The organism is Halobacillus sp. A5 (genome assembly GCF_024189315.1).
GTDB lineage: Bacteria > Bacillota > Bacilli > Bacillales > Halobacillaceae > Halobacillus_A.
Map to the genome: position 1 here is coordinate 186,950 of NZ_JAIZEO010000004.1, position 20,155 is coordinate 207,104.

General features: G+C 41.6%; 20 protein-coding genes. 12 read left to right on the forward strand and 8 right to left on the reverse strand.

Going from position 1 to position 20,155, the window contains the following annotated elements; genetic code table 11:
* The first annotated feature begins 7 nt into the window (after nt 1-7).
* The 5 genes from LF822_RS16170 to LF822_RS16190 all read left to right on the forward strand — a co-directional run bounded on the left by LF822_RS16170 (nt 8) and on the right by LF822_RS16190 (nt 6,799).
* On the forward strand, nt 8-1,177 hold the full coding sequence (locus LF822_RS16170; protein ID WP_253925117.1) for a response regulator: 1,170 nt from the start codon (nt 8-10) through the stop codon (nt 1,175-1,177).
* A gap of 32 nt (nt 1,178-1,209) precedes the next feature.
* Complete coding sequence (locus LF822_RS16175) at nt 1,210-2,484, forward strand: ABC transporter substrate-binding protein (protein ID WP_253925118.1); 1,275 nt, start codon at nt 1,210-1,212, stop codon at nt 2,482-2,484.
* Between the two features lie 172 nt (nt 2,485-2,656).
* Nucleotides 2,657-4,129: a glycoside hydrolase family 68 protein gene (locus LF822_RS16180; protein ID WP_253925119.1), complete on the forward strand. Its 1,473-nt coding sequence runs from the start codon at nt 2,657-2,659 to the stop codon at nt 4,127-4,129.
* Nucleotides 4,130-4,201: 72 nt separating this feature from the next.
* Nucleotides 4,202-5,773 (forward strand): glycoside hydrolase family 32 protein, encoded by a 1,572-nt coding sequence (locus tag LF822_RS16185; RefSeq protein ID WP_305881983.1) that lies wholly within the window; start codon nt 4,202-4,204, stop codon nt 5,771-5,773.
* Nucleotides 5,774-5,959: 186 nt separating this feature from the next.
* Nucleotides 5,960-6,799, forward strand: coding sequence for a glycerophosphodiester phosphodiesterase (locus tag LF822_RS16190; RefSeq protein WP_253925120.1), 840 nt, complete (start codon nt 5,960-5,962; stop codon nt 6,797-6,799).
* Between the two features lie 43 nt (nt 6,800-6,842).
* Here LF822_RS16190 and treB read toward each other — a convergent pair whose 3' ends face one another.
* Nucleotides 6,843-8,261 (reverse strand): PTS trehalose transporter subunit IIBC, encoded by a 1,419-nt coding sequence (gene treB / locus LF822_RS16195; RefSeq protein ID WP_253925121.1) that lies wholly within the window; start codon nt 8,259-8,261, stop codon nt 6,843-6,845.
* A 124-nt stretch (nt 8,262-8,385) separates the two neighbouring features.
* Between treB and LF822_RS16200 the strand changes: the two genes are divergently transcribed.
* On the forward strand, nt 8,386-10,119 hold the full coding sequence (locus LF822_RS16200; RefSeq protein WP_253925122.1) for an amylo-alpha-1,6-glucosidase: 1,734 nt from the start codon (nt 8,386-8,388) through the stop codon (nt 10,117-10,119).
* Between the two features lie 49 nt (nt 10,120-10,168).
* Here LF822_RS16200 and LF822_RS16205 read toward each other — a convergent pair whose 3' ends face one another.
* Nucleotides 10,169-10,891 (reverse strand): UTRA domain-containing protein, encoded by a 723-nt coding sequence (locus tag LF822_RS16205; protein ID WP_253925123.1) that lies wholly within the window; start codon nt 10,889-10,891, stop codon nt 10,169-10,171.
* A gap of 165 nt (nt 10,892-11,056) precedes the next feature.
* Between LF822_RS16205 and LF822_RS16210 the strand changes: the two genes are divergently transcribed.
* The gene (locus LF822_RS16210; protein ID WP_253925124.1) at nt 11,057-11,572 is read left to right on the forward strand and encodes an LURP-one-related family protein; all 516 of its coding nucleotides are present in this window, start codon (nt 11,057-11,059) and stop codon (nt 11,570-11,572) included.
* A 48-nt stretch (nt 11,573-11,620) separates the two neighbouring features.
* Here LF822_RS16210 and LF822_RS16215 read toward each other — a convergent pair whose 3' ends face one another.
* Complete coding sequence (locus LF822_RS16215) at nt 11,621-12,721, reverse strand: NADH:flavin oxidoreductase (protein WP_253925125.1); 1,101 nt, start codon at nt 12,719-12,721, stop codon at nt 11,621-11,623.
* A 167-nt stretch (nt 12,722-12,888) separates the two neighbouring features.
* On the opposite strand from LF822_RS16215, the gene LF822_RS16220 reads away from it, so the two are divergent.
* Complete coding sequence (locus LF822_RS16220) at nt 12,889-13,398, forward strand: GNAT family N-acetyltransferase (RefSeq protein ID WP_253925126.1); 510 nt, start codon at nt 12,889-12,891, stop codon at nt 13,396-13,398.
* A 21-nt stretch (nt 13,399-13,419) separates the two neighbouring features.
* On the opposite strand, the gene LF822_RS16225 is transcribed toward LF822_RS16220, so the two are convergent.
* The 4 genes from LF822_RS16225 to LF822_RS16240 form a co-directional block, all read right to left on the reverse strand.
* Nucleotides 13,420-14,178 (reverse strand): hypothetical protein, encoded by a 759-nt coding sequence (locus tag LF822_RS16225; protein WP_253925127.1) that lies wholly within the window; start codon nt 14,176-14,178, stop codon nt 13,420-13,422.
* A 32-nt stretch (nt 14,179-14,210) separates the two neighbouring features.
* Nucleotides 14,211-14,471 carry a hypothetical protein gene (locus LF822_RS16230; protein ID WP_253925128.1) on the reverse strand — a complete coding sequence of 87 codons (261 nt, stop codon included), beginning with the start codon at nt 14,469-14,471 and terminating at the stop codon, nt 14,211-14,213.
* Between the two features lie 154 nt (nt 14,472-14,625).
* Nucleotides 14,626-15,039, reverse strand: a complete 414-nt coding sequence (locus LF822_RS16235; RefSeq protein ID WP_253925129.1) for a hypothetical protein — start codon at nt 15,037-15,039, stop codon at nt 14,626-14,628.
* A 102-nt stretch (nt 15,040-15,141) separates the two neighbouring features.
* A complete protein-coding gene (locus LF822_RS16240; RefSeq protein WP_253925130.1) occupies nt 15,142-15,342 on the reverse strand; it encodes a hypothetical protein in 201 nt (66 codons plus the stop codon).
* A 221-nt stretch (nt 15,343-15,563) separates the two neighbouring features.
* Between LF822_RS16240 and LF822_RS16245 the strand changes: the two genes are divergently transcribed.
* Together LF822_RS16245 and LF822_RS16250 are read left to right on the forward strand one after the other, a co-directional pair.
* On the forward strand, nt 15,564-16,214 hold the full coding sequence (locus tag LF822_RS16245; protein WP_253925131.1) for a LysE family translocator: 651 nt from the start codon (nt 15,564-15,566) through the stop codon (nt 16,212-16,214).
* A gap of 108 nt (nt 16,215-16,322) precedes the next feature.
* A complete protein-coding gene (locus LF822_RS16250) occupies nt 16,323-17,630 on the forward strand; it encodes a hemolysin family protein (protein WP_253925132.1) in 1,308 nt (435 codons plus the stop codon).
* A 328-nt stretch (nt 17,631-17,958) separates the two neighbouring features.
* Here the strand turns inward: LF822_RS16250 and LF822_RS16255 are convergent, their stop codons facing one another.
* Nucleotides 17,959-18,231, reverse strand: a complete 273-nt coding sequence (locus LF822_RS16255; protein ID WP_253925133.1) for a hypothetical protein — start codon at nt 18,229-18,231, stop codon at nt 17,959-17,961.
* Nucleotides 18,232-18,462: 231 nt separating this feature from the next.
* Between LF822_RS16255 and LF822_RS16260 the strand changes: the two genes are divergently transcribed.
* On the forward strand, nt 18,463-18,960 hold the full coding sequence (locus LF822_RS16260; RefSeq protein ID WP_253925134.1) for an Lrp/AsnC family transcriptional regulator: 498 nt from the start codon (nt 18,463-18,465) through the stop codon (nt 18,958-18,960).
* Nucleotides 18,957-20,123, forward strand: a complete 1,167-nt coding sequence (locus tag LF822_RS16265; RefSeq protein WP_253925135.1) for an aminotransferase — start codon at nt 18,957-18,959, stop codon at nt 20,121-20,123. The genes LF822_RS16260 and LF822_RS16265 overlap by 4 nt, the downstream gene beginning before the upstream one ends.
* Nucleotides 20,124-20,155 lie beyond the last annotated feature (32 nt).

Genomic DNA, 20,155 nt, shown 5'->3' on the forward strand with positions numbered 1-20,155 from the left:
AGGAAAAATGATGAAATCTTTAATTGTCGATGATGAAATTAATGTCCGGGATGTTATACGTTTTTTGGGTCAGTGGGAGAAACACGGGATCACCAATATTTTAGAAGCCAGTAATGGACAGGAAGCAAAGACGATCATTGAAAAAGAAGAGCCGGAGATCATTTTTACTGATATAAAAATGCCTGGCACGAGTGGTATGGAAATGATCGAGTGGTTGGATTCAATTTCTTATCCAGGAAAAGTCATCTTCATTACAGGGTACAACGACTACTCATTTATGCGAAAAGCGATTAAATACAGCAGCTTTGATTATTTGCTGAAGCCGATTGAAGAAGAACCGTTTAATCACGTGCTGAGTGAAGCTGTTGAAAGCTGGAAGCAGGATGAGGCGGTCCGCTGCACTAAAGAGGGTGAAGACGTACAAAAGCTGCGGATCGATCAGACTTTAACAGCAGCGTGTATGGGAGAAGACTTCTCCTATGAGCTTATCGAATCCTCCCTTCCTTTAGCAGAACAGTATGAAATGACGCTGCTCTCGTTTTATCACATGCATCAGCCAGATTCATACATGGAAGCTCTGTCCAAGCAGCTTATTCAGCAAGCATTAGGCCGAGTGTTCAAGCTTCACCATGATCATAATTTATATTTAGTTCTTACGATCTGCGATGAATGGTTAACAGCAGAAGAATGGATGAGTAAGCAGCTTGATATTCCTGTACGTCTCGTAAGTGAAAAAGTCATTTCCTCCTTACATGAGATTCCTAAGGCTTTTCAGCACCTGCAGGCAGCTCTTGAGACTCACCGCTACCGGACGATTCACAAATTAAATGACCTTGATGCGGCACGAAGGATAAAGGATATCGTCTCTTACGTCGATACGTATTACATGGAAGAACTAAGCTTAGAGAGATTGTCAAACTTGTTCTTCTTCAGCCGGGAACATATTTCAAGAAAATTCAAGCAGGAAAGCGGAATTTCTCTTTCCAAATATGTTACAAAATTAAGAATTAATCAGGCAAAACACTGGTTAAGACAATCTGAAGAATCCATTTATTCAATCTCCTTAATGCTCGGTTATAAGGATGAGAAGTATTTTTCAAAACTTTTTAAAAAAGAAGTCGGTCAGACGCCTTTCGACTATAGAAATGAAATGAATCCTCAAATCGCAAGCAGGTAGTCTTTAAGGGGGATTAAGACAGAGGTGACAGAATGAAACGAGAATTTTGGCAGCTGTGTATCGCAGGGACCTTGAGTTTATCGCTTTCTGCCTGCACGGGAAACCAGAACGCAGAAGAGACTCCCTCAGAAAAGAAGGAAGTAACCCTCGAAATTAGAAATCCGAAAGTAGAAATAGCTTCCCAATTCGAACAAATGGTTACCGCTTATGAAAAGGAAAATCCGAATGTTACTATAGAAGTGCATACTGTCGGCGGGGCCATGGATGACTACTCTGATCTTAAAGCACAGATGGCCGCAGGAGACGGACCGGATATCTTTACGAATCCAGGATATGACCACGCTCAATTATGGAATGACTATTTAGAGGATCTTTCTGATGAACCCTGGGTGGACCAAGCCTATGACGATACACTTTCTGCAATGACATTTGACGATAAGGTCTACGGCATGCCAATGAATTTAGAAGGCTATGGTTTTATTTACAATAAGGATTTATTTGAGCAGGCAGGAATCGATTCACTGCCAGAGACGCTGAGGGAGTTAAAGTCAGCAGCCAAGCAGTTGGAGGATGCTGGGATTACACCATTCGCAACCGGTTATTATGAAAAGTGGAAGCTGGGAGACCACTTAATGAACACAGCTTTCGCTCAACAGGACAACCCTGGAGCCTTCATCACTGACCTTAATCAAGGAACAGAAACTATTTCAAATAATTCAAGGTTTAAAGAGCTGGTCACCTTCCTCGATGTTACACTAGCTTATGGCAGCGACGATCCGTTGGATACGGATTACAGCATGGAGGTTCAATCTTTCGCGGAGGAGGAAGCCGCGATGATTCTGCAGGGAAATTGGATTCAGCCAGTAATTGATCAGCAGGCGCCTGACATGAATATTGGCATTATGCCGATTCCTATTAATGACGAAGCGGAAAATGATTCACTGGTTGTAAATACACCAAATTATTGGGTCGTTAACAAACAAACGAGCTCCCAGAATAAGAAAGAAGCTAAGAAATTTTTAAACTGGATGGTTTCCTCAAAAGAAGGACAAATGCATATGACGGAGCATTTAAAATTCCTGCCGGCCTTTAAGCATATCGAACCAGATTCATCAGGCCCCCTGGCAAAGGAAACGTGGAACTACTATAGAGACGATCAAACAATGTCTTCGAACTGGTTTGATTTCCCCATTGGGGTACGTGAAGATTTTGGAGCCGCTACCCAGCAGTACATTAAGCAAGACATAAACCGTGATCAACTATTATATGAATACCAGCAGTCCTGGGAAAGCTCTCAATCCGAGTAAGCTTTCCCAGGGCTTTTTTATACTTTCTCCCTTTCCATACTGCGATATCAATTCAAGACGAAATACGAATCAATATCCTCCATATCCAGACCCGCTTCCCCTGCCCTATACTTTTAATTGTACTAAGGTAAGGCGGAGAAGGCTTCGCTGACATCGAGGAGGAGGAAGATACATGAATTTAAAAAGGCTGGCAAAACAAGCAACATTAGTCACGCTCAGTACAGCAATTCTGGCAGGAGGTGACGCATTATTGGCAGAGGCGGCACCGAAGGATTCTAAGGACCACAAGGAGGACTACGGAATCTCTCATATTACCCGCTCTGATGTTTCGGGTATGATCAATCAGCACGGTAACTCAAACTATACGGTCCCTGAATTCGATGAATCTACGATTGAAAACATTCCTTCAGCAACGAAAACGGACGAGAATGGTAATGAAATCAAAATGGATGTATGGGATACGTGGCCGCTTCAAAACGCGGATGGAACAGTAGCAGAATATAACGGCTATCACATTCTATTCGGATTAGCCGGAGACCCAGAGGATCCGAATGACACATTCATTTACATGTTTTATAAAGACGCAGAGGACAAATCCATTGATTCCTGGAAAAATGCAGGACGCGTATTTGACGACGAAGATAAATACTTAGCAGATGATGAATACTTAAAAGATCAATCAGAAGAATGGTCCGGCTCTGCAACCTTTACTTCTGACGGAGAAGTCCGCTTATTCTACACGAACCGTACAGAATTTAATGAAAGCGAAGAGCTTTACGGAAAACAAACCCTGACAACAGCACAAGTAAACGTATCTGAGCCGGAATCCGGAACACTTAACGTTGACGGTGTAGAAGACCATAAATCCATATTTGAAGGCGGAGACGGTTCCGTTTATCAAAACGTAGAGCAAGCCTTCGGTGATGGAGAAATTGATTGGAATGAGAACCACACGTTTAGGGACCCTCACTACATTGAGGAAGATGGCAGCAAATACCTCGTATTTGAAGCTAATACAGGGACTGAATACGGTTACTCCGGTGAAGATTCTCTTTACAACCGCGAATACTACAGCAACAGCAACAAATATTTTCAGGATGAAAAAGACAAGCTTCTTGAAAGCGACCAGAAAGACATCGCTGAGCTTGCCAATGGCGCAATCGGTATCATCGAAATTAACGATGACTACACACTTAAAGAAGTAAAAGATCCACTAATTGCTTCTAATACGGTAACCGATGAAATCGAACGTCCAAACATTTTCAAGAAAGACGGCAAGTGGTACTTATTCACAAGTGCCCGCGGATCTAAAATGACTATTGACGGCATTGATGATGAAGACATCTACATGCTCGGCTATGTGTCAGACTCATTAGACGGCGAATTTAAACCAATGAACAAAACAGGAATCGTCCTTCATCAGGACCTTGATCCATATGATGTAACCTGGAACTATGCACACTATGCGATCCCACAGGAAAATAGTGACGAAGTCGTAATAACGAGCTACATGACGAACAGAGGATACTTTGAAGAGGAGAAATCAACTTTCTCACCAAGCTTTAAGTTAGACCTTAAAGGAAAGAAATCTTCCGTTGTGGAAGACAGCATTCTTGAACAAGGACAGATTACAGTAGACGAATAATGACTAGGGAAAATGCCAATGTTCGATTGGCATTTTCTTTTTCATCCAGCAAAGAAAGCGGTGAATAACATCATGAAGAAAGCTTTGACTCGCTATCCAAGAATTATAGCAGCCTCTACCCTCCTCATTCTTATGGTAATCACCGGGGGGATCGTGCTGCTTCTAACACCTGACGAAGCTCCAGAGGAAGAGCCGGAACCAGAAATTACTGATGATTCCTATCGTGCCGACTACCATTTCACTTCACCCGATCATTGGAAAAATGATCCTCAGCGGCCTATTTATTTTAACGGAGAATACCATTACTATTACCTTTACAACGGAGACTACCCTGACGGCAATGGTACGGAATGGAGACATGCAACTTCACGAGATTTAGTACACTGGGAAGACAAAGGAGTAGCCATTCCTAAATACACCAACAAAAATGGGGACCCTTGGTCAGGATCCGTCGTTGTCGATAAGGAAAACACGGCTGGTTTTGGCAAAGATACCGTAGCAGCTGTTGTTACCCAGCCTTCTGCCGATGGAGATCAGGAGCAATACTTATGGTATAGTACTGATAATGGAGAGACCTTCGAATCCTATAGTGAGGAGCCGGTGTTAGAGAATCCTGGAACAGAAGCGTTTAGAGATCCTAAAATTATTTGGGACGACCAAAGTAAGAAATGGGTCATGCTTATGGCAGAGGAAACAAAAGTCGGCTTCTATGAATCAGATAACTTGAAAGACTGGAGCTATACGGGAGAATTTCAAACCAAAGACATCGGATTAATTGAATGCCCGGATCTATATAGGATGCGTGCAGATGATGGGTCAGTGAAATGGGTACTAGGTGTTAGTGCAAATGGCAAGGATATTGACAAGCCAAATACGTATGCCTACTGGTCCGGTGATTTCAACGGAGACGAATTCACCCCCGACCAGGAGGACCCAGAGTGGCTTGATTACGGATTCGACTGGTACGGCGGCGTAACCTTTGCAGACGGAAAAAACGAGGATCAGCTGAATCACCGCTATGCGTTAGCCTGGATGAACAACTGGGCGTATGCAGATGAAACACCAACAACAACAGAAGGGTTTAACGGATTAGACTCCATTGTCCGAAAGATAGAACTGAAGCAAAGTGATGACGACTCATATTACTTAGCTTCTCAGCCAAAAGAAGAACTGGAGCAATTAACAAGCTCTTCTGATTCTTATGAAAGTATAGAAGTTGAAGGTTCAGAAACACTGGATGCCACCGGAACGACTTATCAGCTTGAAGCAGATATTTCCTGGTCAGACCTTAAAAATGCAGGGCTGCGTCTTAGAGAATCAGACGATCAATCCCGGCACGTCGACGTAGGCATTTCACCTGAAGGTCAATACTCTTATGTTGACCGCAGCTATACTGCACAGCCGGATGAAAATCAAGAGCTCTTGAAAAGTCAGTCTCCTTTTGATTCAGAACAAAAGAAAGTCCACTTAAAAGTATTGGTGGATAAGACGAGTGTGGAAGTCTTTATCGACGATGGGAAAACAGTTCACTCGAATCAAGTCTTTCCTCCACTCGAGGACGAAGGGATCACTCTTTTCTCTGAAGGTGGTACAGCAGTATTTGAGAATGTAGAAATTAAACACTTACGGTCAATCAATGAATAAATACAGCAATGCCCTATTGAATCAGAACTTCAATAGGGTTTATTTATCATTTAGATTATTAAGATTCATAGGCTTAAAGCTCTTGATCCTGTAATATTTTTCAATAAAATCTAAACACCAGATTAAAACTTCCATAATATCCCTCCATTATCGTAGATAGTGAATAGATGGAAGGGAGAGATCAACATGAAGCAGCTGGTTGTTATTTTAATGATGATGGGAGTGTTTGTAATGTCTTGGATCGGCACAGAAGGAGAAGTACTGGCAGAGCAAAGTAATTTAAAAAATGAAAATCAGGTACTCAATATCGCCCACCGTGGAGCCTCAGGCTATGCTCCAGAAAACACGATGGCCGCGTTCGATAAAGCCGTTGATATGAAAGCTGATATGTTTGAGCTCGATGTACAAATGAGTAAGGATGGGGAACTCGTAGTCATTCATGACACAACTGTTGACCGTACCACAGATGGAACGGGAAACGTAGGTGACCTTACATACGACGAACTGCAGGAGCTTGACGCCGGCAGCTTTTTTGGAGAAGAATTTGCCGGCGAAAAAATCCCTACACTCGGTGAAGTACTGGATGAATATAGAGGAAAAAGCGGCATCCTCATTGAAATGAAATCCCCTTCCCTTTATCCAGGTATTGAAGAAAAAATTGCTGAGGAACTTAAGAAACGTAACCTCGACAAGCCGAACAACGACAAAATTATTGTTCAATCCTTTGAGCATGATGCCGTTCAAGCTTTTCACTCTATTCTGCCGGATGTGCCAGTAGGAGTCTTATTGAGCTACAGCGCCGACGGCATTTCGAATGAGCAGCTCATGGAATTTGCTTCCTATGCAGAATACGTGAATCCAAATATGGCAATGATCGATACAGAACTCGTGGAGCGCATTCATGAATATGGTATGGAAACCCATCCATGGACGGTCCGCGACCAAGAGTCTGCTGATTACTTATTGGAATCCGGAGCAGATGGAATTATTACGGATTACCCTGATTATGTGGATCCTCGTAACTAATGTAAATGAACGCACAGCCCATGTGGTGTGCGTTCATTTATATTTACTCATTACTCGTTTTAAACAACTTGCTTTTGTAAAAGAACAACGTTAATCCTACAGTAATGGCAAAGGATATGACCATGCCGGTAAAATAAAAACCCCAATGTTCAGGATAAACAGAAAGGAAAGACAAGACTCCTCCTACACCTACAGAAGTTGCTTTAACTTGTTGGTAGGCGATAAAAGCACTCCCTACAGCACTACCTATCATTACGGCAATAAAAGGATAGCGGAAGCGCAGGTTAATCCCGTATATAGCAGGCTCCGTTACCCCGAGCCAGGCAGAAATAGTGGCTGTTAACGATACCCCTCTCAACTTTTTGTTATGTTTAAGGATAAAGAACATGGTAAGTGTAGCTGCCCCTTGGGCCAGTGTAACTGTTTCACTTACCGGCCACAGCGTTACATATCCAAGACTCCCTGCCATCTGGAGATTAACTCCTAAGAAAATATGGTGCATTCCTGTAATAACCAGCGGGGCCGATATAAATCCATAGACTCCACCTGCTATAGCCGGAGAGACTTCGAATAGAAATAGTATTCCATCAGTAATCCAATTGGACCCTGTCATAGTTATAGGGCCGATAACGACAAATGTTAATAAACCTGCAAATATAAGAGCTGAAGGAGCAACAAACAGCATTTGCAAATTCCCAGGAATAAAGCTTTTCAAGTGTCTCTCAGACCAAACTAAGATCCATGTTGCAAATATTACCGGCAGTACCTGCCCTTGATAACCTACCTTAGCAACTTCCCATCCGAACATGTTCCAATAACCTACATCCTCCGGGTTCTCAGCATATTCATAAGCCGACATCAAATCTGGATGCACGAGCAGCAGTCCCAGCACAATACCAAGTAATGGACTTCCACCGAACTTTTTTGCTGCTGACCACGTAATTAATACGGGGAGAAAAGTAAAGGCCGTATTGGCTACTACGGCAATGAATTCTGCAAACCCTGTCCATCCAGTATAAACATCTAATAAGGATTGATCTTCAAAGAAGATGCCGGGATTAGACAGCAGGTTATTCAACCCTAATAGCAGCCCTGCAGCTACGATTGCAGGCAGTATAGGTATAAAAATATCCGCTAGAATACGTACGCCCTTCTGAATGAAATTCCCCTTTTCGGCATTTTTCTTCTTCATCTCATCTTTACTTACTTCATCTGCATTTGTCTGCTTCACAAACTCCTCGTACACCTTTTCTACGGTTCCAGGTCCTATAATAATTTGAAATTGACCGCCCGCAGAAAAGACTCCTTTGACTAAATCATTTTCTTCTAACTTCTTTTGATCGACTGCACTTTCATCTTCCAGCATCAGCCGTAGTCTGGTCACACAATGGGTTACACTTTGCACATTACCAGCGCCGCCGACCTGCTCTATCATTTTGGTAACGTTTTCTTTAAACCCCATAAAAAAGACCTCCCTTATTATTATTTAAATCGCTTTCAAAATTTATTTTTATAACTTGTTTAAACAAGTTCATTATAGTACAGTATTACTTGTTGTCAAGAAAATTTGAGAGGAGTGTCGTATTTTGGATATTAAGAAAACCCCAATGAGCCATTTTGGCTCCTACATGGCGCTGACTTATCAAGAAAGTATGGAAGATGAAAAAAATGGCTTATACGTCAACGCTGTCAGAGGAAAATCGAAGCACAATCAAAACGCATTAAAAATTATACCTACTGTAAAAGGGACCCCCGTAGGCTACTCATATAAAGCCGATGGATTTCAGCTTTCTCTTTTTTTTGAAGGGGGAAATATTCAGGTGTGCTTCGAGGATGAGTCCCGAATCTATGTAAAAGGAACTGGTGATAATGTCGGGCTCACCTTAGATTCACAGCCTGTCTATAACTTTGAGTACAACTACCTCCTAGGAAATGCGGGAGAAGAGTACTGTATCGTTAACAGCTATAAAAACTTAACGAAATATTTAATTTTTGCTGCTGAAGGGTCTGTTTCCTTACAGCAAAATGTCTATATGGATACTACAGGCAGTACAAATAAAGCGGATAATTTATCAAGCATTCAAGTTAATTCAGAAGAAAACAGCGACAGCTTCTTATGTATCATCGAAGATATTCCTAAAAATGGTGCTGTGCCTGAAGACCGTGAATATAGCTTTGAACAAGCATTGTTAAAAAGTAAACAGCACTTCAACAGGTTTTTATCAAAGCAGCCCGCGGTTCCAAAAGAGTACCAGCGAACCTTAGAAGAGGCGGCATACTTGAATTGGACATGTACGGTTAACCCAGAAGGACTACTAAAACGAAAAGCAATTTACATGTCAAACAGCAATTTCCCAGGGGTATGGAGTTGGGATAATGCATTTAACGCGCTGGCCCTCGCCGGTGTAGATAATCAACTGGCATGGGATCAAATACAAGTATTGTTTGATCATCAAGATGAAAAGGGACAGATCCCCGGATCCGTCAGTGATTCTACCATACGCTGGAATTTCTCCAAGCCTCCAGTCCAGGGATTATTCATTATAAAAATGCTTGAGAAAATGGATTTGTCTAAACCTCAATTAGAAACGATTTATACTCAAATCAAAAACCACGTAGAATACTATTTTAATTATAAAGACTTTAACAAGGATGGGATTTGCGAATATCATCACGGGAATGACTCCGGCCAGGATAACAGTACAGTATTTAGAAATGCAGCTATTATTGATTCTCCAGATTTAACAGCATTCTTAATTAAATCGATGGATATGCTTGCTGTCACTTCAGACAAACTGGATAGACCACAGGATAAAATTTTCTGGGAGAAAAAATCCGAACAGATGTCAGCTGAATTTTGCGAGTACTTCCTGGTCGATAACCTTCCGACAGCAAGATTCACAAGAACCGGAGAGATTATCGAAAGTGAAAGTATCCTCCCCCTCGTTTCAATTATCCTTGGAAATAAACTGCCAGAAGCAGCGAGAGACAATATAATTAATTTACTCCGAAGTGAAAAATTTTTGACTGACTGGGGAATTGCCTCCGAGGCTCTTGACAGTTCATACTACGAGGAAGACGCTTACTGGAGAGGACCAATCTGGGCACCCACTACACTCCTTTTCATTGATGCTTTTCAGGAATGCGGGGAGCATGAATTAGTACAGGAAGTAACAGAAAAGTTCCTGGAATTGTGCAAACAGAGTGGGTTTGCTGAAAACTTTAACGCTGAAACAGGAGAAGGTTTAAGAGATTTAGCTCATACATGGACATCCAGCGTCTTCATTCATCTGGCGTCACAGCTTAAGGATGAGGAATAAATAAAATAAACGTGTACGAGCTTCCACAAACAGCGTGGACTCGTACACGTTATATTCTTTTCTGTGTCTGGTCAAAAAACACAAAATATCCAGGGGTATGTCTGGATTGAGTACGCTCGAACATGACCCCATCAGCGTTATAGATATAACTCGTGACCACTACCACACAATTGTAGCCATCCAGTTCAAGGTACCTTTCATCCTTTTGTGTCGTTTTCTCAACGACCATTTTCCTTTTTGCCGTCACTACCCGTTGATTTAGTTCTTTCTCTAAGTATTCATAAATGGAATCTTCAGCAATCTCCACCGTCAACTCTTTCACTACATCTTTTCTAAAATAATTGTGATCAATGATCAGCGGGGTACCATCAAGATGCCTGACGCGCTCTAAATGATAGACTTCTGTACCAATCGGCATCGACGTAATCTCATGTATACGTTCATCTACAATTAACTCTTCAAAAGTTACAACCTTAGTAAGGTATTCTTTTTTATTTCGAATCGCAAACTCTTTAAAGGTTTCCGTCTCTCCATACACGTATTCATTTTGCTGTAAATCTTGAAAAATGACACGAACACCCTGCCCATGTTTACTTTGCAGGTAGCCTTCCCCTACTAATTCTGCAATTGCTCTTCTCACCGTATTACGTGAACAGCCGTGTTCCTTCGCTAAAATATTTTCCGAAGGGATAAATTGCTGATATTCGTAAATATTTTTTTCTATTTTTTGCTTTAAGTCTTCGTAAATTTTAACAAACTTCGTTTTAGGCATAACAGCCTCCTATAATTGACCTTCTAGTTTTATCCATAAATATCATATAATTAGTTGTTATCAATCTGCAACCCGTCGAGCAAATCTAAATCGAATAAAGTCAAGTTTATACTTTTTGAAACATTTATAAAAGGCTGTTCGTATAGATAGAAAGGAGTGTGAAACATGGAGCAGTGTGTTTATTTTTCCGATCAATTCTTCTCCGCAGGCAAAACAGATATTTATAATGACGCTCAAGAGCTGGTGGGACAGCTTGATTTAAAGAGTGCGTTTACCTCTAGTTTAAATGTAGAAAACGAAAAGGGAGATGTTATTATAGAGGGTGGGTTTCCCTTTTTCTCCCGCAAATGGAATGTTACAAATGCTGAAGGAAAGGTATTAGGCCGGGTGAAGGATTCTTTTTCATTTTTCACGAAACGTTACAGTTACACAACAGACTCGGAAACCTATGAAATTGAATCTCCTGCCTTCTCAAAGGAGTACACGATTCTTAATGAACAGAAAACAGAAGCAGCCACCTTTAAAAAAGTGAGTGGTTTCTTTCAATCGGCAGCGTATGAATTACGTAATTCTTCAAGTTCCCTTCAAACTGAAGAATTAATTGCTGTGGTCATGGGCGTCAATGCCATAGAAAAAAGAAACTCATCAAACGCCGGTAACGCAGGTGGAGGGGCTACCTAATGAATAATCAAACAGGTGCCCCATTATACGGAGCACCTGTGCCTTTAGTTAATATAATTTTTGAAGAGCTTCTTTATCAAAAGCCAGTAAATCGTCAGCTCTGCCTTCTTCTACTTTCCGCACCCACTCAGGGTCCATTAACAATGATCTGCCAATCGCCACTAAATCAAATTCTCCACTGTCGAGCTTTTCAATTAAGCCATCAAGGCTTGTAGTTTCAGCACCGGAGAAGCTGGTGAACTCTCCATTCAATCCTACAGAACCAACAGCAATAACAGGTTTTCCTGTCAGCTTCTTCGTCCATCCTGCCAGGTTCAAGTCGGACCCTTCAAATTCCGGCTCCCAGAAACGGCGTGTAGAACAGTGGAAAATGTCTACTCCTGCATCAACAAACGGCTGAAGAAAGTGTTCTAATTCCTCCTGGCTTTTGGCAAGCTTTGCGTTATAGTCATTCATTTTCCATTGAGAAAAACGGAAAATAATCGGAAAGTCAGGACCCACTTCACACCGGCATGCTTCCACTACCTCAACAGCAAATTGGGTGCGTCCAACAAGGTCGCCGCCATAGCGGTCAGTCCGTTTGTTCGTCTGTTCCCAGAAGAACTGATCAATTAAATAACCGTGAGCTCCGTGAATTTCAATACCATCAAACCCAAGTCGTTTAGCATCAGCCGCTGCCTGTGCATAGGCCTCAACCATATTCACCACTTCTTCTTCCGTCATGGGTTCGTTTACCTTCTCCCCGTCCAGGCTTAATCCAGATGGACCGGCCGGCAAAGCCTCTTTATTAGGAAGCTCCCCTTCCTTACGAGTCATTCCTACATGCCACAGCTGCGGTACGATTTTACCTCCTGCGTTGTGAACTTCCTCAACAACACGGGACCAGCCATTCAACGCTTCCCCATGAAAGAGAGGGATACTGTCTCCAGACACAGAAGAGGGGTGATTAATACCCGTTCCTTCTGTAACAATCAGGCCGACATTATTTTCCGCACGGCGGCGGTAATAAGCGACTACGTCATCATTTGGTACACCGCCTGGGGAAAATCCCCGGGTCATCGGCGCCATCACCGTAAGGTTCGGTAAATTTATATTTTCACTTGTAAATGGTTGAAACAAGGGTTTAGTTGATAAATTAGTCTGGCTCAATCATGTTCCTCCTCTTTCCTTGATGATGAGAATTATTATTTCAAAATTTCTCACAGAAGAAAAGAAATCTGTTTCAACATCCCTCTCTTATTCAAAAATTCAGAGAGGAGCTTTATAATTTTTACTAGACCATTAATATGAACAAACGAAAAAGGCAAGGTGATAAAATGAATGAAAATTTAATAATAGAACAAATGGGTTCCGAAGACTGGGAGCAAGTAAGAGAAATATATCAGCAGGGAATAGATACTGGAGATGCTACATTTGAGAAAAAAACCCCTTCCTGGGAGGAATGGGATGCATCTCACACGAAACAATGCCGTATTGCAGCACGCATGGGAGAAAAAGTAGCTGGATGGGCAGCTTTAAGTCCAGTCTCCAACAGGTGCGTGTATGCCGGGGTTGCAGAAGTCAGTGTGTATGTCCGGCAAAATTATAAAGGAAAAGGAATTGGTCATTCGCTTTTGGAAGCTCTAATTGAACAAAGTGAACTGAATGGATTTTGGACGCTGCAGGCTGGATTATTTCCAGAAAACATACCTAGCCTCAAATTACATTATAAGTGCGGCTTTAGAGAAGTAGGACGCCGTGAACGTATAGGTGAAATGAATGGAGTCTGGCGGGATACCGTCCTGTTAGAACGAAGAAGCAGTAAAGCAGGAGTAAATGAGGCATAAGAAGTAATCAAGCGCGCTTGGTTACTTTAGTTTTTCATACTTCTCTAAAACCTTTTTAAGGATGCCCTTATTATAGCGGGTTTTTTCATAAATTCTATTCACCCACTCTTCGACCGTTGTAACTTCAAAATCATAAATTAGTCCTTCACTTGTGCTTAGAAAGCTGCTCCAATTATCAAACTCCCAGTGAGCCTGCTCCTCTTTAAAAGGAATGCGACATTCTACTAAAGGAAAAGGGCGAATAACATTCTGCGAATAATTGGCAGCACGCAAGAATTCATCCATCTCAATCGGCTGCAGATCGTAACGCTGCGTTGAGAATTTACTATTTGGACGATAGTAAAAGACTTCAACGTGAGACGCCTGCGGCTTTACTCGAACTTCCGCCGCAGGAAAGAAACCGCTCAGCCTCCTGCTGGAAAATTCGTCACTTGTTCCATCAACCAATATGGGAGTAAGCCACTGATCGCCTAAATCACACAGAAAGCGCCGGCCTTTTTCATCTAACGCGACTACAGCGACATGTGCCTCCTCTGTAAGGATGTGATGGCCGATAGGATAAGCCTTAATCCCATCCCTTCTAAACTCGTCCAGCAGCCAAAGGGCTAAATCAAAGCAATTTCCAGACATACTATACCGTTGTCTATGTTCTCTCATAAGAGAAACACTGCGTTGCTTTCCCCTGCCCTCCTGCTGGAATACCCATAACTTAGTCAGAGTTTCCATTGGAAAGTCATCAAATTTCTTCCATGTGTGAAGAATATTTTCCGGCGGCCTCATGGTATCCTCCTCCTAATTGTTCACTAGTGCTTCTACCCTAAATAAACAAGTTGATTATTCTTATGCTTCGCTCTTATCGTTACTTTAGCAGCAAGCTGTTCAGGCAGGTCAAAATGGGAGCGGACTTCCTCCAGTAAGGTTTCAACTGTTTGCTCAAGCTCCTCCAGCGTCGTGTGTTTAGGTAAAATTTTCGTCCGCAGGATTTCATGGCTCGTAAATGCATCTTCGTAACCTTGTTGAGAGATCTCACCAAATCCTTTTACTTCAAACTCTACTTTTATGTTTTCTGACATTATTTAGACCTCCCCTCTACTCACTCTCTTAAGTGAAGCTATTACAAGAATAGAAATTCAAAAATCTTGTATATGAAAATTCCAAAAACTGCCCCTGCTGCGAATTTGAAAAATCGATTATCATTCATAACCTGTCTCCTAACTATACCTGGTTTTAGAAATATGTAACAGCGGTCCGAATAGTGCTATGCAGATCAATAATCAAATACAAAGGAATAATCAATAGAAAGAGCTCCAAACCTATTAACTGATACATAACCTTCTTTGAAGCCCTGGCTCCTTGAGTAAACCACGTATAGTAAATGCTAAGGCAGCATATTACAAAAATAAGTAACCCTAAAGATAATGCGTCGTGAAGGACTGATATATCTTTTTTCACCTCTCCAGCCGCTAATTTATCATCCATTGAAGAAAGCGGATAAGTTACTTCTTCTCCAAGCCGCCCTTCTTTAAGTAAAAGCACTTCGTTCCCATCCTCGTAATAATAAGCTTGATTAGACATGTACCAGAGAGACCCGAATACAGTCAAAAAGATTAGGAAGTAAAATATCCGTCTGCTTTTCTTCATTATATCCCTCCTCCCCCCCATTTTTAAGGCTCCTGAAATCTATAAATGTCAACAAATAAATTTAGAAGACTGACAGCCGTCACATTCCCACCCTTGTGTTTACTATGTCCGGGTATATACCTTTTGTGCATGATGAAACGTGTAAAGGGTGGTCAGCAAGGAAAGTAATGCTGTCAGTGCCAGCCCTGCCAGGCTGATGAGGGGACTGTCTACTGATGCACGGTAAAAATAGATTTTTCCTAATATGTAATGAAAGACCATAAAATTTCCTATAAAATTGAACCATTTTAATAGTTTCAGCACCCTTGTCACCCTCTAGTGAATGGCCTCCCTCAAAAAGCACTTTATTGTGCTTCTGCCTCCGGAATCCATTGTGTCCTAGCTTTATATACGATTCACAAGGAGAGATGGTTTCAATCTCTAAAAATGCCGTCAGAATAATAGGAAGATGGCTTTCTGAGGTCTAATTTCTCCAACTCTCTCATTAACTATAAGGACAACCTTATCAAGATGGAGGGTCAGAGATGCTTTTACTATTAATCAGACAAATCATACTTGGTCTATCCCTTGCTGCACCCATTGGTCCAATTAATATAGAAATTATTCGAAGAGGCATTCAGCAGGGATTCTGGCCTTCACTGCTGGTCGGTGCAGGCGGTATGACTACAGACCTCACCTTCATGTATCTTATGTATCAAGGATTAGCTGAGTATGTAAACTTACCATGGGTCCAGTTTTCATTATTAATAATGGGAGCAGTCATCTTATCCATAATGGGCGTGCAAAGTCTGCTCACACATCCTGACCACTCTGCCGAAAATCTTAGTGAAGCCCGGACGAGTATTAGTCCTCAGCTTTTGAAGTCCTATCTTACCGGTATCTCGATCGCTGCCTTTAATCCGATTAATATTTTATTCTGGGTAGGGATTTATGGATCGATACTGAGTGATTCATTTCATGATGCTGATCTTACCAGAGCTTTTTTGTTGAATAGTGCTATTTTTATCGGTATAGGTTTATGGAATTTAAATCTTGCTTTAACCGTTCATTTTGGAAGAACATTGATGAATCCGGCAGCTTTGCGCCTTATCACCTCTGCCGCAAGTCTTTTCTTATTAGGCCTCGGGCTATATTTCGGATGTAAGGCTGTATTAAAAATCTCCTCCCTGCTTTAATCAATTGTAATTGTTCTAAAAATAAAAATAATAGTCATATTCAGCGATTTCGGTTAATATATATAGTAAGTGACAATCACTGAACATTTATATTAAAGGGGATATGCTATGGAAACGTCGATGAAGCTTGCAGCGGTTGCGTTGTTAATTCTTTTAACAGCTTTTTTCGTTGCAAGCGAATTTGCGATTGTTAAAGTAAGGAAGACAAGAATGGAAGCCAGAGCGAACGATGGAGACAAAAAGGCGAAAAAGGCTTTGAAGCTGACAAATAACCTGGATTATTATTTGTCCGCATGTCAACTAGGAATTACAATTACCGCCCTGGGATTAGGCTGGCTGGGTGAACCTACGCTTGAAGTCCTGTTACATCCATTACTGGCAGAATTTAATCTGCCGGCGGGATTAACTCACACCATCAGCTTTGCTATTGCGTTTTTCATTATTACTTTCTTGCACGTAGTTTTGGGAGAACTGGCACCGAAGACAATGGCGATACAGAAAGCAGAGGCCATTACATTACTGTTAGCCACCCCATTAATTCTCTATAGTAAGCTGATGTATCCACTAATCTGGCTGTTGAACGGATCAGCAAATTTATTGATCCGCATGCTTGGATACAAAACAGCGAAAGAGTCTGATGAAGTTCACTCTGAAGAGGAACTGCGTCACATTCTCACCGAAAGTTACGAAAAAGGGGAAATCAACCAGTCTGAATACGAGTACGTCGACCGAATATTTGAATTCGACAAGAGAACGGCCAAAGAAATTATGGTGCCGAGAACTGAAATTTCGGTTATAGATATTGAAGATTCCCCTAAAGAGTCCTTAACTTATATTAAAAACGAAAGATATACTAGATACCCGGTAATTAAAGGTGACAAGGATCACGTCATCGGGATTATTCATATTAAAGAGCTTTTTCAAGAAAGGTTAGAGAACCTCAACTCATTGGAAGCTTACGTACATCCTGTGACCAGAGTATTCGAGAACATTCCTATTCAGGATTTGCTGATCAGAATGCAGAAAGAGAATACGCACCTCGTTCTTCTGACTGATGAATACGGCGGAACTTCAGGCATCGTAACTGTAGAAGATATCATCGAAGAAATTGTTGGTGATATTCGTGACGAGTTCGACCAGGAAGAAGAACAGGATATTACGGAAAATGAAGACGGTACCTACATCTTAGATGGAAAAACATCGATTTCAGATGTGAATAGTTATTTTGATATCGACTTAAAAAACGGAGAAGTCGACACTATTTCAGGCTGGATTTTAAAAAATAATGTAGATGCCCGAGAAGGCACTATAATAACCGGCGATACGTTCCACTTCAAAGTTATCAAAAAAGATGATGCTCAAATTCGAAAAATTGAAGTTTGGACAGAGCCATCAGACAATGAGGTCATTGCCTGATCCGCTAAGTACGCAGCCCGCCGGGCCGCGTACTTTTTATTTTATTGAGAAACCTTTCAGGAGAAGAAATCATAGAGGGAGTGAACGTTCTCAATTTATGGGCGGTTATCGCCGTTTATGGGTCATTTCACGATTTTAAGGGCGATAATTATATTTTACGGGCGATAATTTCAACTTATGGGCAAATAGACAAATTTATGGGCATTTACGAAAAGCGAACTGTCGTGACCTAAGAGATTCAGCCCACCGTGCTTGTACTTATTATTTTACCTGATTCATTCCCATCATAAGTGTTTCAGTGAAACAGTGATACGAAATCCAGGGTCTATTATGTCTTTAAGAAATAAATCGCTGGGTTGATCAAACTAACGGCACCTATGATCAAGGTAATGTAGAAGGATTGAGGATCCCCTGAACTATTCGTTTCATCTGCGACGATTCCACTTAATATTAATAATTGAGCTGCCACGATAGAGGCAGTCAACGAAAAGACAATAACTGTAAATCCATTTACTATGAGGTTTTGCTTTTTTTGAAACAACGTGATAATGAATATAATGGTTAATGCAGCCAATAAAGTAATTAAAATTGGTCTCTCCAAAGTGAAAGACCCCTCCAAGTAGATAGCAAGCACCTCCTATTCTATTATTCCTCTGCTTCTTAAACGAATCCTCAGAGTTTTCGTTTCATCCACTTATATTTTTCTAAATAGTGGTAATGATATCGTCAGAAAAATATTTAACGCCCGAATGACTCTAAAATAGGGTTTTAGTTCTCCCCGAAAGCCTGTAGAATGGAGCATAGTACAACTTAAAAAGTAGGTGTTTTCAAAGTGAAAGAAACTGAAGTAGAACTGCTTAAATTAATTGAAAAAGATGCTAATTTAGAAGCTGAGAAAATTGCAAAGCTGATGGGCAAAAGTATAGATGAAATTCGCGCACTTCTGCGTGAACTGGAGGAAAAGAAAGCTATCCTGGGTTATTCTACACTGATTGATTGGGCTAAGGTGCTCGATGTTGAAGAAGTCACCGCGATGGTTGATGTTAAAGTAACTCCTGCCCGCGGCGTCGGCTTTGATAAAGTGGCCGAGCGTATTTACCGCTTTCCAGAGGTGAAAGCTGTGTATTTAATGTCAGGAGCATACGACTTGTCCGTGTCCGTTAAAGGAAAAACGATGACAGAAATCGGGAATTTCATTTCTGAAAAACTGTCTACGCTTGATTCCGTCTTATCAACGACCACGCATTTCGTCTTAAAACGTTACAAGCATGACGGCATCATTTTGCACGACGATGATGACGATGATAAAAGAATCGTGGTATCACCATGAATAAAACTTCTTACATCTCAAAACAAGTCGCCGATTTAAAACCGTCCGGCATACGACGTTTTTTTGATTTAGCCGCTCAGATGGAGGATGTCATTTCTCTGGGGGTCGGTGAACCTGATTTCGTCACACCTTGGAATTTTATTGAACAGAGCTTTCATGCATTAGAGCAAGGCTACACCTCCTATACAGAGAATGCAGGCATGCTTGAACTGCGTCAGGAAATCAGCGGTTATCTTAACAGTAATTTTCAATTATCATATAACCCTGAGCAACAGGTCATTGTAACAGTGGGCGCAAGTCAGGCGATTGATCTTGCGCTTCGGACTGTTGTTGAGCCTGGAGATGAAGTGATCGTAGTCGAACCAGGCTTTGTCGCTTATGTACCGACCGTCAGCTTAGCTGGAGGTACACCTGTAACGATACAGACGAAGCCTGAAAATGATTTCAAGCTCCAGCCTGAACAAATTGAAGAAGTGATCACTCCAAGAACAAAGGCTATTATGCTGTGTAACCCGAACAATCCTACAGGAACGTTTTTATCAAAACCGGAACTTGAACAACTCTCAGCCGTCATTGAAAAGCATGACCTGCTCGTCTTATCAGATGAAATCTACGCCGAGTTGACATATGATGAAGATTACACGAGCTTTGCTTCGCTGCCTGATATGAAAGAACGAACCATTTTAATCAGCGGTTTCTCCAAGGCTTTTGCCATGACAGGCTGGCGTCTTGGCTATGCCGCAGGGCCGGAGGAAATCATTTCAAGTATGGTCAAGATTCATCAATACACAATGATGTGTGCTCCAACCATGGCTCAGCACGCTGCACTCGAAGCTATGAAAAATGGTAAGCCGAGCGTCCAGGAAATGATCGAAAGCTACAAACAAAGAAGAAACTTTATTGTAAGCAGCTTAAACGAAATCGGACTGGACTGCCCAAATCCAGGCGGAGCGTTCTATGCTTTTCCGTCGATACAAGCAACCGGCCTATCTTCAGCAGAATTCGCCGAACAGCTTCTTCAGGAGGAACAAGTAGCGGTTGTCCCGGGAGAAGTCTTCGGAGAAAGCGGCGAAGGATATATCCGCTGCTCCTACGCAACCTCTTTGAAACAGCTGGACGAAGCCATGGAACGTATTAAACGATTTGTAGAAAAACGGATATAGTAAACGAACAGGAGATTCCCCGGAATTTCCTG

Excerpts from the sequence above, each read along its gene's own strand:
- LF822_RS16170 (WP_253925117.1), top strand. The coding sequence starts at position 8 with ATGATGAAATCTTTAATTGTCGATGATGAAATTAATGTCCGGGATGTT.
- LF822_RS16175 (WP_253925118.1), top strand. The coding sequence starts at position 1,210 with ATGAAACGAGAATTTTGGCAGCTGTGTATCGCAGGGACCTTGAGTTTA.
- LF822_RS16265 (WP_253925135.1), top strand. The coding sequence starts at position 18,957 with ATGAATAAAACTTCTTACATCTCAAAACAAGTCGCCGATTTAAAACCG.
- LF822_RS16230 (WP_253925128.1), bottom strand. The coding sequence starts at position 14,471 with ATGTCAGAAAACATAAAAGTAGAGTTTGAAGTAAAAGGATTTGGTGAG.
- LF822_RS16205 (WP_253925123.1), bottom strand. The coding sequence starts at position 10,891 with ATGCCTAAAACGAAGTTTGTTAAAATTTACGAAGACTTAAAGCAAAAA.
- treB (WP_253925121.1), bottom strand. The coding sequence starts at position 8,261 with ATGGGGTTTAAAGAAAACGTTACCAAAATGATAGAGCAGGTCGGCGGC.
- LF822_RS16180 (WP_253925119.1), top strand. The coding sequence starts at position 2,657 with ATGAATTTAAAAAGGCTGGCAAAACAAGCAACATTAGTCACGCTCAGT.
- LF822_RS16220 (WP_253925126.1), top strand. The coding sequence starts at position 12,889 with ATGAATGAAAATTTAATAATAGAACAAATGGGTTCCGAAGACTGGGAG.
- LF822_RS16225 (WP_253925127.1), bottom strand. The coding sequence starts at position 14,178 with ATGAGGCCGCCGGAAAATATTCTTCACACATGGAAGAAATTTGATGAC.
- LF822_RS16235 (WP_253925129.1), bottom strand. The coding sequence starts at position 15,039 with ATGAAGAAAAGCAGACGGATATTTTACTTCCTAATCTTTTTGACTGTA.
- LF822_RS16250 (WP_253925132.1), top strand. The coding sequence starts at position 16,323 with ATGGAAACGTCGATGAAGCTTGCAGCGGTTGCGTTGTTAATTCTTTTA.
- LF822_RS16210 (WP_253925124.1), top strand. The coding sequence starts at position 11,057 with ATGGAGCAGTGTGTTTATTTTTCCGATCAATTCTTCTCCGCAGGCAAA.
- LF822_RS16245 (WP_253925131.1), top strand. The coding sequence starts at position 15,564 with ATGCTTTTACTATTAATCAGACAAATCATACTTGGTCTATCCCTTGCT.
- LF822_RS16190 (WP_253925120.1), top strand. The coding sequence starts at position 5,960 with ATGAAGCAGCTGGTTGTTATTTTAATGATGATGGGAGTGTTTGTAATG.
- LF822_RS16185 (WP_305881983.1), top strand. The coding sequence starts at position 4,202 with ATGAAGAAAGCTTTGACTCGCTATCCAAGAATTATAGCAGCCTCTACC.